19 protein-coding genes are annotated in these 16,097 nt (G+C 66.1%); 12 read left to right on the forward strand and 7 right to left on the reverse strand.

What is annotated here, in order from left to right; translation table 11 throughout:
* The first annotated feature begins 12 nt into the window (after positions 1-12).
* The 4 genes from AAG612_RS10030 to AAG612_RS10045 all read left to right on the forward strand — a co-directional run bounded on the left by AAG612_RS10030 (position 13) and on the right by AAG612_RS10045 (position 4,182).
* Positions 13-1,035 carry an alpha/beta hydrolase gene (locus tag AAG612_RS10030; protein ID WP_342509797.1) on the forward strand — a complete coding sequence of 341 codons (1,023 nt, stop codon included), beginning with the start codon at positions 13-15 and terminating at the stop codon, positions 1,033-1,035.
* A 12-nt stretch (positions 1,036-1,047) separates the two neighbouring features.
* Entirely contained in the window at positions 1,048-2,427 is a 1,380-nt protein-coding gene (locus AAG612_RS10035) for a M48 family metalloprotease (RefSeq protein WP_342509799.1), read from the forward strand.
* Between the two features lie 13 nt (positions 2,428-2,440).
* A complete protein-coding gene (locus AAG612_RS10040) occupies positions 2,441-3,160 on the forward strand; it encodes a DsbA family protein (protein WP_342509801.1) in 720 nt (239 codons plus the stop codon).
* A gap of 107 nt (positions 3,161-3,267) precedes the next feature.
* A complete protein-coding gene (locus tag AAG612_RS10045; RefSeq protein WP_342509803.1) occupies positions 3,268-4,182 on the forward strand; it encodes a M48 family metallopeptidase in 915 nt (304 codons plus the stop codon).
* On the opposite strand, the gene AAG612_RS10050 is transcribed toward AAG612_RS10045, so the two are convergent.
* Positions 4,179-4,793 (reverse strand): HD domain-containing protein, encoded by a 615-nt coding sequence (locus AAG612_RS10050; RefSeq protein ID WP_342509805.1) that lies wholly within the window; start codon positions 4,791-4,793, stop codon positions 4,179-4,181. The two genes, AAG612_RS10045 and AAG612_RS10050, sit on opposite strands and share 4 nt — an antisense overlap.
* A gap of 92 nt (positions 4,794-4,885) precedes the next feature.
* Here AAG612_RS10050 and AAG612_RS10055 point away from each other — a divergent pair, with 92 nt between their 5' ends.
* The 5 genes from AAG612_RS10055 (at position 4,886) to AAG612_RS10075 (ending at position 9,158) form a co-directional block, all read left to right on the forward strand.
* Positions 4,886-6,142, forward strand: a complete 1,257-nt coding sequence (locus tag AAG612_RS10055) for a sensor histidine kinase (protein ID WP_342510337.1) — start codon at positions 4,886-4,888, stop codon at positions 6,140-6,142.
* A gap of 7 nt (positions 6,143-6,149) precedes the next feature.
* Entirely contained in the window at positions 6,150-6,947 is a 798-nt protein-coding gene (locus AAG612_RS10060) for a LytR/AlgR family response regulator transcription factor (protein ID WP_342509808.1), read from the forward strand.
* Positions 6,948-7,053: 106 nt separating this feature from the next.
* The gene (gene nadC / locus AAG612_RS10065; RefSeq protein ID WP_342509810.1) at positions 7,054-7,917 is read left to right on the forward strand and encodes a carboxylating nicotinate-nucleotide diphosphorylase; all 864 of its coding nucleotides are present in this window, start codon (positions 7,054-7,056) and stop codon (positions 7,915-7,917) included.
* Positions 7,918-7,981: 64 nt separating this feature from the next.
* Positions 7,982-8,443 carry a hypothetical protein gene (locus AAG612_RS10070; RefSeq protein ID WP_342509812.1) on the forward strand — a complete coding sequence of 154 codons (462 nt, stop codon included), beginning with the start codon at positions 7,982-7,984 and terminating at the stop codon, positions 8,441-8,443.
* Between the two features lies 1 nt (position 8,444).
* Positions 8,445-9,158: a ribonuclease T2 family protein gene (locus AAG612_RS10075; RefSeq protein WP_342509814.1), complete on the forward strand. Its 714-nt coding sequence runs from the start codon at positions 8,445-8,447 to the stop codon at positions 9,156-9,158.
* Positions 9,159-9,183: 25 nt separating this feature from the next.
* Here the strand turns inward: AAG612_RS10075 and AAG612_RS10080 are convergent, their stop codons facing one another.
* Both AAG612_RS10080 and AAG612_RS10085 read right to left on the reverse strand, forming a co-directional pair.
* A complete protein-coding gene (locus tag AAG612_RS10080; RefSeq protein ID WP_342509816.1) occupies positions 9,184-9,453 on the reverse strand; it encodes a hypothetical protein in 270 nt (89 codons plus the stop codon).
* A gap of 44 nt (positions 9,454-9,497) precedes the next feature.
* Positions 9,498-9,953 (reverse strand): nucleoside deaminase, encoded by a 456-nt coding sequence (locus AAG612_RS10085; RefSeq protein ID WP_342509818.1) that lies wholly within the window; start codon positions 9,951-9,953, stop codon positions 9,498-9,500.
* Positions 9,954-10,089: 136 nt separating this feature from the next.
* On the opposite strand from AAG612_RS10085, the gene rpmB reads away from it, so the two are divergent.
* On the forward strand, positions 10,090-10,380 hold the full coding sequence (gene rpmB, locus AAG612_RS10090; RefSeq protein ID WP_342509820.1) for a 50S ribosomal protein L28: 291 nt from the start codon (positions 10,090-10,092) through the stop codon (positions 10,378-10,380).
* 258 nt (positions 10,381-10,638) lie between these two features.
* Here the strand turns inward: rpmB and AAG612_RS10095 are convergent, their stop codons facing one another.
* From AAG612_RS10095 to xseA, 3 genes are read right to left on the reverse strand one after another with little or no spacing between them, the layout of a single operon-like run.
* The gene (locus tag AAG612_RS10095) at positions 10,639-11,583 is read right to left on the reverse strand and encodes a M23 family metallopeptidase (protein WP_342509822.1); all 945 of its coding nucleotides are present in this window, start codon (positions 11,581-11,583) and stop codon (positions 10,639-10,641) included.
* On the reverse strand, positions 11,580-11,795 hold the full coding sequence (locus AAG612_RS10100) for a DUF2093 domain-containing protein (protein WP_342509824.1): 216 nt from the start codon (positions 11,793-11,795) through the stop codon (positions 11,580-11,582). Before AAG612_RS10100 ends, AAG612_RS10095 begins: the two co-directional genes overlap by 4 nt.
* Positions 11,796-11,833: 38 nt before the next feature.
* Entirely contained in the window at positions 11,834-13,306 is a 1,473-nt protein-coding gene (gene xseA / locus AAG612_RS10105; protein ID WP_342509826.1) for an exodeoxyribonuclease VII large subunit, read from the reverse strand.
* Between xseA and purD the strand changes: the two genes are divergently transcribed.
* Both purD and AAG612_RS10115 read left to right on the forward strand, forming a co-directional pair.
* On the forward strand, positions 13,305-14,588 hold the full coding sequence (gene purD, locus AAG612_RS10110) for a phosphoribosylamine--glycine ligase (RefSeq protein ID WP_342509828.1): 1,284 nt from the start codon (positions 13,305-13,307) through the stop codon (positions 14,586-14,588). The genes xseA and purD overlap by 2 nt on opposite strands.
* A gap of 112 nt (positions 14,589-14,700) precedes the next feature.
* Positions 14,701-15,024 (forward strand): hypothetical protein, encoded by a 324-nt coding sequence (locus AAG612_RS10115; protein WP_342509830.1) that lies wholly within the window; start codon positions 14,701-14,703, stop codon positions 15,022-15,024.
* A 67-nt stretch (positions 15,025-15,091) separates the two neighbouring features.
* Here the strand turns inward: AAG612_RS10115 and AAG612_RS10120 are convergent, their stop codons facing one another.
* Positions 15,092-16,030, reverse strand: coding sequence for a LysR substrate-binding domain-containing protein (locus AAG612_RS10120; RefSeq protein ID WP_342509832.1), 939 nt, complete (start codon positions 16,028-16,030; stop codon positions 15,092-15,094).
* Positions 16,031-16,097 lie beyond the last annotated feature (67 nt).

A 16,097-nucleotide genomic window follows, 5' to 3' on the forward strand; every position in this document is an offset into this window, starting at 1 on the left:
TGCCTGTTTCAGATGATCTTCGTGCTCGCGCTGACGATCCTCGCCTACAACCTGTATCACTGGATCTGGCCGGATCTGCGCCACAGTCTGCTCGACAAGGCCGACCTCGCCTTCACCTTCAACGCTCCGGTGGAAGAGCGCGGACCGCTCGCTTACGGCAATCACGAGGACCGCAAGCTCTATATCTATCGCAGCGAGGATGCGCCCGAGGACGGGTTGCTGCCGGTGCTGATGTTCTTCCACGGCGGCGGATGGGATAGTGGCGACCCGTCGCAATATGGCTTCATCGGCCGCAACTTCGCGCCCAAGGGCTTCGTGGTGGTCAATGCGGGCTATCGTCTGGTGCCCGAAGGCAAGTATCCCGCGATGCTGGCCGACGGCGCGGCGGCGCTCAAATGGACGAGCGAGAATATCCGCAAATATGGCGGCGATCCGGATCGCATCTATCTGATGGGACACTCGGCAGGCGCCTATAATGCGGTGATGCTGGGGCTCGACCGGCGCTGGACCCGGCGGCTGGGCCTGCCCGACGACACGATCGACGGGGTCATCGGACTGGCAGGTCCCTACGATTTCCTGCCGCTGGACAATGACAACGAGGAAGACGCGTTCGGCGAGGCGCGTTCGCTCGCCGCGACCCAGCCGGTCCGCTTCGCCCGCAGGAACGCGCCGCCGATGCTGCTCGCCACGGGCTTCCAGGACGAAACGGTGGATCGCGAGAATTCCAAGGCCCTGTATGACGCGCTGGCTGCCAAGGGCGCGCGAGCGCGCCATGCAGTCTTCAACGACATGGGCCATAACGGCATCCTGATGACGCTCGCCCAGCCCTTCGGCAATGATCGCTACGGCGACACGCGGGTGAAGGACGCGGTGATCGAGTTTCTGCAGGAACGGGTGCACGAGGCCGCCCGCGAACGGGTCCGCGCAGAGCGGCGCGCGCGCGAAGCACGGGCGCTGCGCGACGAGACCCGCGAGGCGGCGGACGAGGGTGCAGCCGCGCAAGCTTCAGGAGACATTCAGCCCACCGGAGGCTAGCGTGCAGCCCTAATGGCGACACTCAACACATCCCTGGCCCGACTTTCCGCGCAGTTTCTTGCGTGCCTGCTCGCGGTTTCGCTGGTGGCACAGCCCGCCATGGCGCAGGGCGTCCTGCGCGATGCCGAAACCGAAGCCCTGTTGCAGGACATGGCCGCACCGCTGGTCGAGGCGGCGGGTCTGCGCCCCGGCAATGTCGATGTCGTTCTCGTCAACGACCCCTCGATCAACGCCTTCGTCGCGGGCGGGCAGGTGGTCTACATCCATTCCGGACTCATCAACGCAGCGGGCAGCGCGAACGAGGTTCAGGGCGTGATCGCGCACGAACTGGGCCACATCACTGGCGGTCACGTGATCAGCGGAAGCGAAGGCATGCGCACCGCACAGACCATTTCGATCCTGTCGCTGCTGCTCGGCGTGGCGGCGGCGGTGGCGGGCGGCGGCGATGCGGCAATGGGCGTGATGATGGCCGGGCAGCGCGCGGCGATGGGCAAATATCTGGCGTTCAGCCGGGTGCAGGAATCTGCCGCCGATGCAGCGGGGGCGCAATACCTCTCCGACGCCGGCATTTCGGGCAAGGGCTCGCTCGAGTTCTTCGGAACGCTTCTCAACCAGGAATATCGTTACAACCGCAGCCAGAGCGACGAGGCCGCCTTCAACCGGACCCACCCGCTCTCGGGCGATCGCATCGCACGCCTGCGCGAAGTCTACGAAGTGGACCCTGCGTGGAATACGCCCTCCGATCCCGAGCTCGAGGCTCGCTTCCAGCGGGTAAAGGCCAAGCTTTTCGGCTATCTGGCCGAGCCGACCCAGACCTTGCGGGCGTATCCGGTGACCGACACCACCGTGCCGGCACGCTACGCACGCGCCTACGCCTATCACAAGGATGCCCGGATCGACGCCGCGCTGAGCGAGGCCGACGCCCTCATCGCGACCGATGATACCAACCCCTATTTCCTCGAACTGCGCGGCCAGGTGCTGCTCGAATCGGGCCGGCCGGCCGAGGCGATCGTGCCACTGCGCAGGGCGACCGAACTGACCGGAGCACAGCCGCTGATCGCCTCCATGCTGGGTCATGCGCTGATCGCGACCGAAGACCCATCGCACCACGAAGAGGCGGAACAGGTGCTGCGCGCCGCGGTCGCCAAGGACCGGCTCAATCCCTTCGCATGGTATCAGCTGGGCGTGGTCTATGCCGCGCGCGGCGACATGCCGCGGGCCCATCTCGCCAGTGCCGAACAGCAGGTGATGACCCACAATTATATCGAGGCGCTGCGCAGCGCCCAGCGTGCCGAGGCCGCGCTGCCCGAAGGCTCTGCCGACTGGTTGCGCGCGCAGGATGTGCGGATGCAGGCGCAGGCCGCGCTCGAAGACGCGCGCGATCGCAGCTGAGGGAGCCGCCGTGATGAGGGAGAATATCCTGCGCGGGCTCGCCGTGTTCGCGCTCGCCCTGCTGGGCGGGCTGGTGGGTGCCGGCCTGTTTACCGCGACCGGTATCGGGAGCCGCTGGGCCGACCGGCAGACTGAGGCTTTCCTGCTCGAAAATCCCGAAATGCTCCAGCACATGGCGCAGGAACTGCAGGCGCGCGATGCGCAGGCGCGGCTGGCGGCAGCGGGCGACGAATGGCGCGAGCCCTTCCCCGGCGCCGTTCTCGGCAACCCCGAGGGCAGCCGCACTCTGTACGAATTTTCCGACTATAATTGCGGCTATTGCCGGATGAGCCAGGCGCATGTCGACGAATTGGTCGCAAGCGACCCCGAACTGCGCGTCGTGATCAAGGAATGGCCGATCTTCGAAGGCAGCGATGTTTCGGCTCGCATGGCGCTCGCCGCTGCGAAGCAGGGCAAGTATGCCGCCTTCCACCGCGCACTGTTCGAAGCGGAAGTCGCGGACGAGGCAGCGATTGCGCGCGCCGGGCAAGCCGCCGGACTCGACATGGATCGCGCGCGCGAAGACGCCGCCTCGCAGGATGTGACGATGGAACTGATGCGCAATTCCTTGCTGGCGGAAGAGCTGGGCTTCACCGGCACCCCCGCCTGGATCACCGGGAACCGCATCCTCAACGGTGCGCAGGGCACCGACGCGCTGGCGAAGGCGATTGCGGACGCAGCGGAGCCGTCGTGACCCGCCGGAGCGTGGCGGCGGCGCTGTCCGCCCTGGCCCTCACCGTACCAATGCTGGTCGCCGGAACGGGCGATGCCCGGGCCCAAACCGGTCAAGCCCTCCCCCCTATGGCTGCATCGCGCTCGCCCTTGCCGACAGAAGTGGTCGAACTGCGCGCCAAGGATGCGCGCGTGTTGACGCTGGGCTATCGCCTGGTGACCGGGAATGCGCGCTTCTGCGAGGATCGGACCTATTCCGCCGGCCTGCTGCTGCACGACATGGCAACCTATGGCAGCGGGGCGACGCTGCGCACAATGCTGGGGCTGACCGGCGATATCGGCGTGCAGGCGCTGGTGGCAGGCGGCCCGGCGCAGCGCGCAGGCCTGAGGGTTGACGATACCGTGGTCGCGATCGGCGAGATGGTATTCGCCGATATTCCCGCCAATGGCGCCAAACCGTGGGAGCGGATCGAAACGATCCGCGCCGAGGCCGAGCGTCTGCTGGCCACCACGGGCACGCTGCCCGTCACCCTCATGCGCTCGGGCGCGCCCGTCACGCTCACCATCGAAGGCGTGCCCGCCTGCGCCAGCCGGTTCGAGATCGGCGAGGGAGATCGCGCGGTCGCGGACGGGCACCGCATCGTGATCGGCCCCGATTTCGCGGGCGTCGATTATCCCGACCCGCTGCTCGCCGCGGTGCTCGCGCACGAGCTGGCGCACAACGTGCTCAAGCACCGCGCCTGGCACGAGGCCAATGGCGGGCGCAAGCGGGCGAGCGTGCGCCTGACCGAGCGTGAGGCCGACCGCCTGATGCCCTGGCTGCTCGTCAATGCCGGGTTCGACCCGGCTGCGGCGAGCCGGTTCATGCACCGCTGGGGCCCGCGCCATGGCGGCTGGATCTTCCGCGACCGTAGCCACGATGGATGGGACGAGCGCGCCGAATTCATCGAAGCGGAATTTGCGCCGATCGTGGCCAGTCGCGCAGCGGACGGCACCGTCGACTGGTCGCGGCATTTCCGGCGGACCGCGTTGCCTGCCGACTAGGCAGCGTCTTCGTCGAGCGCCTTGGCATAGGGCGAGGCGAGCGGCCTCGCCATCACCCGCCGGACCATCGGCTCGAAAAACTCCAGCGGTTCGCTGTCGTAGTCGGGATCGAACGCCGCCTGATCGTACGTCTCGCAGAAATGCTTGCACGCTTCGTAATGCGGATGATCGCGGAACGCCTCGCGCGCGTCCTTGTCCATGCCGAGGAAGTGGAAGTAGTAATATCCCTGGAAGGCGCCGTGGTTCTGGCAGATCCAGTGCACTTCCTCGCTTACGAACGGCTTGATGATCGCGGCAGCGACTTCGGGGTGATTATAACTGCCCAGCGTGTCGCCGATATCGTGGAGCAGCGCCATTACCACATAGCGTTCGTCACGCCCGTCGCGATGCGCACGGGTCGCGGTTTGCAGCGAATGTTCCAGCCGACAAACCGGGAAACCGCCGAAATCGCCGTCGAGCAGCTTGAGGTGGTCGAGCACCCTGTCGGGCAGCCCCTTGGCGAAAGCGCGGTATTCGCTGCCGATGATCGCCCAATCCTCGGCCGTCCCTTCCTTCATCTCGCGGAATTTGGCGCGCTCGGCGACCGAGTGAAGCGTATCGGCAGGTTGCATCTCTCTCTCCTTGGCGCAGGAAACTAACCGATGGCCGCGTTGTGCGCAAAAGTTTGTGAGATTGTGCCGCCTTGCGCTAAAGCACGCGGATGATGGCCGTGCTGCCCTCCCGCCCCGCGCCCTTCTTCGCGAACAAGAATCGCGCCTTCTGGAACCTGCAATTTGCAGGCTGGGGCGGCGCGATGGTGCTGCGCAGTGTGCAGGGCCTCGCCAACGGGCAGGGCCTGGGCTTCCTGATGCTGGTGCTGATCGCCACGGTGATGAGCTTCTCGCTCAGCCTGTTGCTGTCGGTCGTCTACCGCAATCTGATCGGGCGCCCGCCGCTGGTGACGTGGGGCTTCACCGCGCTTGCGCTGGCAGCGGCAGTCAGCATGCAGGTGCTGATCGAGGCATGGGTCGCCGGGCTGTATTATTCCGACCGCGAGACGACGCTGACGCAGCTCTTCTTCCTCTACCTGTCGGTCGAGCTGCCGCTGCTGGGCGCGTGGACGGGGCTGTATTACGCGATCAACTATTTTCTCCAGCTGGAAGAGCAGGCCGACCGGCTCGAACGGCTCGAAGCGCAGGCGACGAGCGCGCAACTGGCGATGCTGCGTTATCAGCTGAACCCGCACTTCCTGTTCAACACGCTCAATTCGATCAGCACGCTGGTTCTGCTGAAGGAAACGGTGCCCGCCAACGCGATGCTCACCCGCCTTTCGCGCTTCCTGCGGCATACCCTGATTTCGCAGCCCGGCGGGATGGTGACTGTCGAGCAGGAGGTCGAGACGCTGAAGCTCTATCTCGATATCGAACGGATGCGGTTCGAGGAGCGGTTGCAGACCGAATTCGACATCGCCGATGAGGCGGCCGAGGCGTGCCTGCCCTCGCTGCTGCTGCAGCCGCTGGTCGAGAATGCGATCAAATATGCGGTTTCGCCACTGGAAGAAGGCGCGAAGATCTCGCTCTCGGCGCAGCTTTCGGGATCGCGATTGCGGCTGGTCGTGTCGGACACCGGGCCGGGGCTCAAGTCGCCGCTGGAATCCACGCGGATGGACCTGCCGCAAAGCGCCAGCCCCGATTCGACCGGCGTCGGCCTCGCCAATATCCGCGACCGGCTGGCGCAGGCCTATGGCGCCGAGCACCTGTTCGAGATCCGCTCGCCCGAAAAGGGCGGCTTCATGGTCATCATCGAAATCCCGTTCGAGCGCGAGGGCGAGGACGAGGAAACCGCGCTGGCCGTGCCCCCGCCCGAATTGACGACCCATCCTTCCCTGCGCGAAGGTGCGCGCCATATCGGGCAGGGATACGGGAAACACGATACGGACCTGCCCGTTGATGCACCGGCGTACCCCCGCGCCATAGGATAGTGACAAAATGACCATCAAGACGATCATCGTAGACGACGAGAAACTGGCAATTCAGGGCCTTCAACTGAGGCTGGAGCCGTTCGACGACGTGGAAGTGATCGACACCTGCTCCAACGGGCGCGAGGCGATCCGCAAGATCAAGACGTTGCGGCCCGACCTCGTGTTTCTCGACATCCAGATGCCCGGGTTCGACGGCTTCGGCGTGGTCCAGGGCGTGATGGACATCGAACCGCCGCTGTTCGTCTTCGTCACCGCCTACCAGGAACACGCGATCCGGGCCTTCCAGGCCAATGCGCTGCATTACCTGATGAAGCCGGTCGACGAGGACAAGCTGGCCGACGTAATCGAACGGGTGCGGCAGCGCATGAACGAGAAGCGCGGCGCGGACGAGGCGGAAAAGCTGATGAACGTGCTGGCCGAGGTGGCCCCCGAAACCGCCGAGGGCCTGCAGGAAGGCGCCGCCGACGGCGCCGACCGCTTCGAAAAGCTGCTCAACGTCAAGGACCGGGGCAAGATCTTCCGCGTGGAAGTCGACTCGATCGAGCATATCGAGGCTGCCGGCGATTACATGTGCATCTACACCGGCGACAATTCGCTGATCCTGCGCGAGACGATGAAGGATCTGGAACGCCGGCTCGATCCGCGCAAGTTCCAGCGCGTCCACCGCTCCACCATCGTCAATCTCGATCAGGTGCGACAGGTGAAGCCGCATACCAATGGCGAGTGCTTCCTCGTGCTGGGATCGGGCGCCGAGGTGAAGGTATCGCGCAGTTACCGCGACGTGGTCGCGCGCTTCGTGCATTGATTTTCTCGTTCGTGGCAGTTCGCTAGCGGCGAAGGCCTCCACGGTGGCGGCCTGATGGCCGTCGGGCAGTCGCCCTCTGGCTGCCGCGACCAGGATTGGATTTGGTGTGGGTTTTCAGCTTCAAGGATTCGATCTCGACGCCTTCGTGCGTGACACGCTGGCTGAGGATCTTGGGCAAGGCCTGCCCGGCGGCGGCCACGATGTGACCAGCGAAGCGGTCATCCCAGAGGATGCGCGCTTTTCCGGCGTGATGGACAGCCGTGATCCGATCGCGGTCGCGGGGCTGCCGATTGCTGCGGCGTTCTTCCGCGCGCTTGATCCCGGTTGTACCATCGAACAGCTGGTCGAAGACGGCGCGCAGGTGGCACCCGGCACCGACCTGATGCGGATCGAAGGCAATGCCCGCGCGCTGCTCACCGCAGAGCGCGCTGCCCTCAACACGGTGCAGCACCTGTCGGGCATCGCGACTCTCGTGCGATCCTACGTCGAGCAGATGGATAATCCGGCGTGCACCCTGCTCGATACGCGCAAGACGCTACCCGGCCTGCGCCATCTCGAAAAATACGCGGTTCGCATGGGCGGGGGCAGCAACCACCGGATGGGCCTGTGGGACGCGGCAATGATCAAGGACAACCACGTCGCGGTCGCCGGATCGGTGGGAGAAGCGGTGCGGCGGGCGCGCGATGCGGGCGTGGCCGAGATCATCTGCGAGGTCGACCGGATCGGCCAGATCGAGCCTGCGCTGGCCGCCGGGGCGACCCGCCTGTTGCTCGACAACATGGACCCGCCGACGCTGCGCGATGCCGTCTCTATCGTGGCTGGCCGCGTGCCGACCGAGGCGAGCGGCGGGATCGATCTCGACACGATCGCTGCCAAGGCGGCTACCGGCGTCGATTATGTTTCGGTCGGGCGGCTCACGCAAAGCGCGCCCGCGGCGGATATCGGGCTGGATTTCACCACTTTGGCATAATCGCTGGCTTGCGGGCGAGGCCACCATGCGCCACTTTGGCCGGGCAACGGCAAGGGGCGCGCCAGTGAAACCGCAATCGATCAAATTGTTCGACTATTTCTATCTCGGGTCGATGTTCCTCGGAGTGCTGGCATTCATCACCGGCTACCGCACGGCGAAGGCGGAGCTGGCCGCGCAAACCGCCGAAGCGGGCGTCTCGATTCCCCCTGAAACGCTGATCGCCGGCTATGCGCTGGGCGCGCTCGTGTGCCTTGCGCTATGGTTCTTCGTGTCCGCGCAGCGGAGCAACATCGCCAAGTGGCTGATCGTGCTCCTGTTTCTCGTCTCGCTCATCTCGCTCGGCGACTATCTCGCGGGGCCCATGCCGCTTTCGGAGATTTACGGCCTGGCTTCCATCATTGCCTACGCGGTCGCCGTCGGCCTGCTGTTTCGCAGCGACGCGGCACGCTGGCTGGACGAGAGCAAGGGCGGCGCCGCTGCGAAGCGGACAGGCGATAGTGCGTCGGAAGATGCGCCTCCCGTCTGACATGAGACTGCGCGCCGGCCTGGGGCTGGCATTCGCGATGGCGGCTCTTGTGCCCTCTGGCGCGATGGCGCAAAGTTACCAGTGCAGCGCCCCCGGCAGCGTATCGGTGCCGAGCATTGCCCGCGACGGGCCGAGCCGGACCATGCCCACGACGGGCTATGTGCTGGCCCTGAGCTGGAGCCCGGAATTCTGCCGCACCCGCACCGATTCGCCGCGCCATGCGCGCCAGTGCTCGGGCCTCGGTGGGAGCTTCGGGCTGATTGTCCACGGGCTATGGCCGCAAGGGGCTCGCAGTTGGCCGCAATGGTGCGCAACGCGGCGAGCGCGCCCCACCGGCGCCCAACTCGCCCGCCAGATGTGCGTCCAGCCCTCGGCCAGCCTCGCGATGCGGCAATGGGCCAAGCACGGCAGCTGCCTGACCGACACGCCCGACCGCTATTTCCGGATAACCCGCATCCTCCACCGCAGCCTCGACTGGCCCGACCTCGACCGCCTCTCGCGCAAGGAGGGGCTCACTGCGGGCGATATCCGCGAGGCATGGATGCAGGCCAACACCAACTGGCGGCCCGAGATGATCGGCGTCGTGCTCAACGAGCGCGGCTGGCTGGAAGAACTGCGGCTCTGCTACGGGCGCGACTGGATGCCTGCTGCGTGCAAGCCTTCGGCACGGGGCGCGGCGGACGATGCTCCGGCGAAGATATGGCGGGGGCTTTAGCCGAGTGGCTCAAAAGAGATCGACGTCATGCCCGCACGAAGCGCAGTGATTCGTCAGCGGCCAACTCACCGGGAATATCGGCGTAATCGCCGAATAGAAACGATCCCCGCATTCTGGGCATCGTATTCGTAGCGTTGCGTAAAGTCCGATCGCAAAGCCAGTCAGCATCAATATCGGCCCAAGTGTAAAAAGGGAGCAGCACGAAAACCGTTGTGATTCCGGTATTCGGTCGAGGAATGCCTACCATGATCGTTAGCGGGAAAAGCAAAATCACACCGTAGGACGCCCAGCTCATCAGTCGGCTGGTCCTGCGAATATGGCCTTCGGAATGCCGCATCTTCATCGCCTCCCCGCGAAAAACCCTCGCAGCATCCCCGCCGCCTCTTCCTCTCCCATGCCCGAATAGACTTCGGGCCGATGGTGACACTGCGGATGCTCGAACACCCGCGCGCCGTGCGCCACCGCGCCGCCCTTGGGATCGGGCGCGGCGTAGTAGAGCCGCCCGATTCGCGCGTGGGCGATCGCACCGGCGCACATCGCGCAGGGCTCCAGCGTCACCCACAGGTCGCAGCCTTCGAGTCGCTCCTGCCCCAGCGCCTTCGCGGCGGCGCGCAGCGCGAGCACTTCGGCATGCGCGGTCGGGTCGGCGAGCGTGCGGGGCGCGTTGTGTGCCGACGCGATCACCTCGCCATCGCGCACGACCACCGCGCCGACCGGCACTTCGCCCGCATCGGCGGCCAGGTGCGCCTGTTCCAGCGCGGTTTTCATGGGGTCTGGCAAAGGCCATCGCGTCATCGTGAAATCTGCGCTATAAGCGCACGGTCGGATCGGCAAGGACCACGAAGGGTTGTTGACGATTCGCATATTGGCCGCTAAGCGCGGCGACTTTCCGGCTTGAGGCCGATCACCATTTTTTGAGAAGAGATAAGCCATGTCGCGCATCTGCGAACTGACCGGCAAGGGCCGCCAGGTAGGCCACAATGTCAGCCACGCGAATAACAAGACCAAGCGTGTGTTCCTGCCCAACCTGCAGAACGTCACGCTGATGAGCGAAAAGCTGGACCGCAGCTTCAAGTTCCGCGTTTCGACGCAGGGCCTGCGCTCGGTCGAGCATAATGGCGGGCTCGACAACTGGCTGCTCAAGACCAAGGACGAAAAGCTTTCGTCGCGCGCCCTCAAGGTGAAGCGCGAGCTGAAGAAGGCGGCCAAGGAAGCCGCCTGAGCCTTATCGGCTTTTTCAATCGGATGGAAACGGGCGCGTTCGCAGTTCGCTGCGAATCGCGCCCGTCTTGCCTCTGCGGGGCGCGCGCCGCTGTCCTACATCGGCCGCCGGAGCTAGCCTGGACACGGCTCTTTCAAACCGTCGATTTACCGCCGATGGCGCGCCATTCGCGTGCGCAGGATTTCGGCCCCTGGACAGTGTGTCAGGTGTGTCAGGGCCAAGGCGTCGCCAGCCGATTCGGCATCGCCCCTGTATCCCTCAGTCAGGCATCGGCCCGAGGAACAGGAGCGGGTCCAGCCGCGAATCGTGCCACTTGAGGCTCCAATGCAGATGCGGCCCTGTCGCGCGCCCCGTCGCCCCGATGGTGCCAAGGTACTGACCCTGCCGCACCGTCTGCCCCTCGCGCACCACAATGGTCGCGGAATGGAGGAAGGCGCTGTTCAGACCCATGCCGTGGTCGATCATCAGCAGCCGGCCTTCCAGCGTGAAGGGATCCTGCGCCACCAGCGTCACCACGCCATCGGCAGGCGCCCGATAGGGCGTGCCGCTGGGCTGCGCGATGTCGAGCCCCGAGTGATAGGGGCCGGGCTTGCCCTGATAGACCCGCTGCGAGCCGAAGCGGCCCGAAATGCGCCCGGTGGCGGGCCAGATGAAATCCTGCCGCCAGCCTTGCGCGCCTGTCTCCTGCGCGCGCGCGGCCACGATCTGCGCCAGCTCGCCTTCGCGCAGCCGCTGGAATTCGGCGCTGCTGCGGCCAGCGCGGTAGGGCACGTTGACATATTCGAGATCCCAGTCGCGCGGCGCGATGGTGAGTGGGCTGGATATCGTCCGCCCGTCGTCCAGCGTCGCCGTCAGTTCGATCGAAGGGCCCTGGTCACGGTCGAACGCAGCGAAAAAGGCGCCTTCGTCGGTGAACCCGAGCGGCTGATCGCCGAGCCGCGCAGCGCGCGTGTTGCTCGGCACCCGGCCGCGAATCCAGCCTCCTTGCTCCAGTTCCCCCCGATAGGAGAAGCTCGTGCGCGCAGTCACGGGCGGCGGGGGCGGCACACTGATCGTCGCGGTCGGAGTGGGCACGGCGGCTTCAGGCAGTGGCTGGACTACCTCGCGCGGACCTTCAGGAACATCGCCCCCGGTCGAACAGCTGCCCACGGCGATGATCGCCGCAGCGCCCAGCGCAAGCCCAGCCGGGAAGCGCAGGCTCATGCCTTGTCGTTCGCCGCGCCGGTCAGGCGGCGGGTCGCGATCTCGCAGCTTGCATAGGCTTCCTGATGCTCGACGCTCCAGTACCGCAAGGCTTCGAGCGAAATCGGCTCGCCGGTTACCGCGCAGGGCACGAAACGCCCACTGCGCAGGACGCGGAAGGAATTGGGGCCGAAGTGAAGCTTGGCGGGCTGGTCGCTGGAAGTGGTAAGCATCGGGCCGATATAGCAGTCTTGCGGGCGGCCAAAAGGGCTTAGCCGAAAAGATCGTCCTGTTTCGGGTTCGCGGGCGGCGCCGATTTGCGCGCAGGCTTGCGCGGTGCCGGGGCGGGCGGCGGTGCATCGCCGATGCTCGCCGCAACGCGTCCGTCCGAGAATTCAAGCGTAACGCCGCCCGCCGCGCGCGCGGCATCCGCGCTACGCACCAGTGCGTCACCGGGGCCGTAAACCAGCGCATAGCCGCGCTTGAGCGGCGCCTTGGGGTCGAGCGAGCGGAGCATGGTGACCCCTGCCCCGAGCCGTTCGGTCGCGCGATCGAGCCGCGCGGTCAGCATGGCGGGGGTGAGGCGCGCATGGTCAAGGCGCTCGCGCGCCTGACTCACGCGCCAGTTCAGTGTCGAAGGCGTCAATCGCGCCGCCGCCTGGTCGAGCGCGGCGCGCCCGATCCCCACCCGGTCGAGCAGCGCGCGCCGATGCCGCTCGGTCGCCTCGTCGAGCGCCTGTGCGGCGGGTTGCAACAGCGTGTCGGGCTTGGGCAATCGCTGCGAAAGGGCCTCAAGCCGCTCGCGTCCGAGCGAAACCGGGCGCGAGGCGCAGCGCATCTGGCGCGCGCCAAGATCGGCCAGCCCTGCCGCCAGTTCGGCACGGACCGGCACTGCGCGTTCGGCAGCGGCAGTCGGGGTCGGCGCGCGGTGATCGGCGGCGAAATCGGCGAGCGTGGTGTCGGTCTCGTGACCCACGGCGGAGATCACCGGAATATCCGATTCGGCGATCGCGCGGACCACCTGCTCCTCGTTGAAAGCCCACAAATCCTCGATCGAGCCGCCGCCGCGCGCGACGATCAGCAGGTCTGGGCGCGGCCCCGCACCACCGGGTTCAAGCGCATTGAAACCGCGCACAGCGGCACTCACCTGCGCCTTCGCGGTCTCTCCCTGCACCACCACAGGCCACACGATCACATGGCTGGGAAAACGGTCCGACAGACGGTGGAGGATGTCGCGAATCACTGCACCCGTCGGCGAGGTGACGACCCCGATGGTGCGCGGCAGGAAGGGCAGTGGTTTCTTGCGCGCGTCGGCAAACAGGCCTTCCGCTTCGAGCCGAGCCTTGGTCTTTTCGAGCAGCGCGAGCAGCGCGCCTTCGCCCGCCAGCTCCATCCGCTCGATCACGATCTGGTATTTGCTGCGCCCGGCATAGGTGGTGACCTTGCCGCTGGCGATCACCTCGACCCCGTCTTCGGGCCGGAAGGCGAGCCGCGGGGCCGCGCTCTTCCACATCACCCCGTCGATGACCGACTTTTCGTCCTTCAGACTGCAATAGAGGTGGCCCGAGGCGGCACGCTTCACCCCCGACAATTCGCCGCGCAGGCGCACGAAGCCGAAGCGGTCCTCGACCACGCGCTTCAGGCTGCGCGAGAGATCGGTGACGCTGAGCGGCTCGGAATTGTCGCCCGGGCGGCTCTCGGCTAGCAGCGAGGAATTGTCATCGTCGAATTGGGAAGCGCTCATGAACATCCTTCTGGTCGGATCGGGTGGCCGCGAACATGCCCTTGCATGGAAGCTCGCCGCCGCGCCGTCCTGTTCCAGGCTTTACGCCAGCCCCGGCAACCCGGGCATCGCGGAACACGGGCCTATTGTCGCGCTCGACGTGGCCGATCACAAGGCCGTGATCGGCTTTTGCCACGAGAAGGATATCGCGCTGGTCGTGATCGGGCCGGAGGTGCCGCTGGTCGCGGGGCTGGCGGACGATCTGCGCGGCGAAGGCATCGCGGTGTTCGGGCCATCGAAAGCCGCTGCGCAGCTCGAAGGCAGCAAGGGTTTTACCAAGGACCTGTGTGCGCGCGCAAAAATCCCCACCGCGCGGTACGAGCGGGTGACCTCGCTCGAGGCGGCATGGGGCGCGCTCAAGCACTTTGACGCGCCCTTCGTGCTCAAGGCCGACGGGCTGGCGGCGGGCAAGGGCGTGGTGATCGCGCAAACGCGCGAGGAGGCGCAGGAGGCGCTGTCCGAAATGTTCGACGGCAAGTTCGGCTCGGCAGGGTCGGAAGTGGTGATCGAGGAGTTCATGACGGGCGAGGAAGCGAGCTTCTTCGCGCTCACCGATGGCGATACGATCCTGCCCTTCGGGACCGCGCAGGATCACAAGCGCGTGGGTGAAGGCGATACCGGCCCCAATACCGGCGGCATGGGCGCTTACAGCCCCGCCCCGGTGCTGACCGACGCGCTTGTGGACCGCGCGATGCGCGAAATCGTGGAGCCCACGGTGCGCGCGCTGAGCGATGAAGGGATGCCCTATTCGGGCGTACTCTATGCGGGGCTGATGCTGACCGACGAGGGGCCCAAGCTGGTCGAATACAATATCCGCTTCGGCGATCCCGAATGCCAGGTGCTGATGATGCGCTTCGAAGGCGATCTCGCCGCGCTGCTGATGGCCTGCTCGACGGGCAAGCTGGCCAGCGCCGACCCGGTGCGCTTCTCGGATGACACCGCGCTGACCGTGGTGATGGCGGCGGAAGGCTATCCCGGCACGCCGAAGAAGGGCGGCACGATCGACCTCGGCAGTGCGGAAGCGGAGGGTGCAAAGGTCTTCCACGCAGGCACCGCGCGGGGCGGGGATGGTGCACTCGTCTCGAGCGGCGGCCGCGTGCTCAACGTGACCGCGCGCGGGAGCAATGTGACGCAGGCACAGGCGGGCGCCTATAAGGCGGTCGACGCGATCACTTTCGAGCAAGGCTTCTGCCGCCGCGATATCGGCTGGCGCGAGGTCGAGCGGGAGAAGAACGAAGCGTAGAGCAAGCACGTCTCCGCCACCGATTGCTAGGGAGTGAGAGCCCCACTACAGATTGGCAATGACAAGCTCATCGGCACGCTTGCTTGGATCGATTATCGCCCTGGCAATCGGCATGGCGACCGTGTTCGGCGCATTTGCCATCGCTGGGGACGAGGCATTCGGCCCTTCCGAACTTGCCGAGGAGTGGTGGATACTTCTTCTCAATGTGGTCTGGGTGGCAGGGCCCTTCCTCGTGCTTTCGCTTGCCGGAATAGGTCGTCGGAAGCCTTGGCTGGTGGCGCTGGCGGCTACTCTCGCCTTGTGGGGAGCATTTGCGTTCTCAGCACGATATAGTCCGGGCGATGCCAACCTCGGGATGGGCCTCCTGATGCTGCTTGCGCCGTTTGCGATCAACGGAGTGGCGCTCTTGGTCGATCGACGAAAAAACGAAGCTTGAGTACCCCGTTCTCTCTCGGTGATCGTCCCCGGACCGCATTGAACCACCCGCTCAACCGCGCACGCCTTCAAGCCCGCTCCATACCCTCCAGACACCCGGGATCGGCGGCGAGGCATGGCTCCAGCTCGCGCTCCAGCCAGTGGCGGAAGGCGCGGACCTTGGGGGAATGGCGGCGCACCTCGGGATAGAGCAGGCGGAAATAGCCGCCGGGGCGCACAACGCGCGTGCCCACCCGGACCAGTCGCCCGTCGGTTACTTCGGACAGGAACAGCGTCGGCGCAAGGATCGCGATGCCGTTGCCGCTGATCGCAGCGGCGGCGTCGAGCTGCTGCGAATCGAATTCCAAGCCGCGCGGCTGCCTTTGGCCATCATTTCCGTCGCGCGAGGCGCAGCGTGCATCGTCCCATTCGCGCCACCAGGCATTGTTGGGCGAAATGCGATGGTCCTCGGCAATCGGCGGATCGCCTGCCTGCAATTCGCCATTCGCCTCGACGAAGGCGGGGCTGGCGAAGGGCGCGATGCCCAGCTTGTTCAGGCGATGGACCTGCAGCCCCGTGGGAGCATCGCGCGACAGCCGGATTGCGAGATCGCACTCGCCTGCCTCCAGATCGACGAATGCGTCGCTCACCACCAGCCGCACCGCGATTTCGGGATGGGCAAGCTGGAACGAGCCGAGCCGCGGCGCGAGGATCTTGGTCGCGAAGGTCTGGAAGCAGGCGATCGAGAGAACCTGATCCTCGGTCTGGGCGAGAGCGGCGAAGGCGCTCTCCATCGTGGCGAAGGCCTGCGAGACCCGCTGCGCCAATGCCTCGCCCGCCGGGGTCAGCGCCATGGCGCGCCCTTCGCGGACGAACAGGACGGTGCCGACGCGCTGCTCGAAGCTCTTGATCTGGTAGCTCACGCCCGCCTGGGTCAGACCCAGTTCCTCCCCGGCGCGGGTGTAGTTGCGATGCCGCGCGGCGGCTTCGAATGCCCTGACGGCTGCGAGGGGCGGAAGCTGGCGCATCGCGCAACCATAAGCTGAGCTTGTTTCCTTGACCAGCCTTCTGATTGGTTATTCGGGCGTTACCGAT

This window comes from Citromicrobium bathyomarinum (genome assembly GCF_038594605.1).
Classification (GTDB): domain Bacteria; phylum Pseudomonadota; class Alphaproteobacteria; order Sphingomonadales; family Sphingomonadaceae; genus Alteriqipengyuania; species Alteriqipengyuania bathyomarina_B.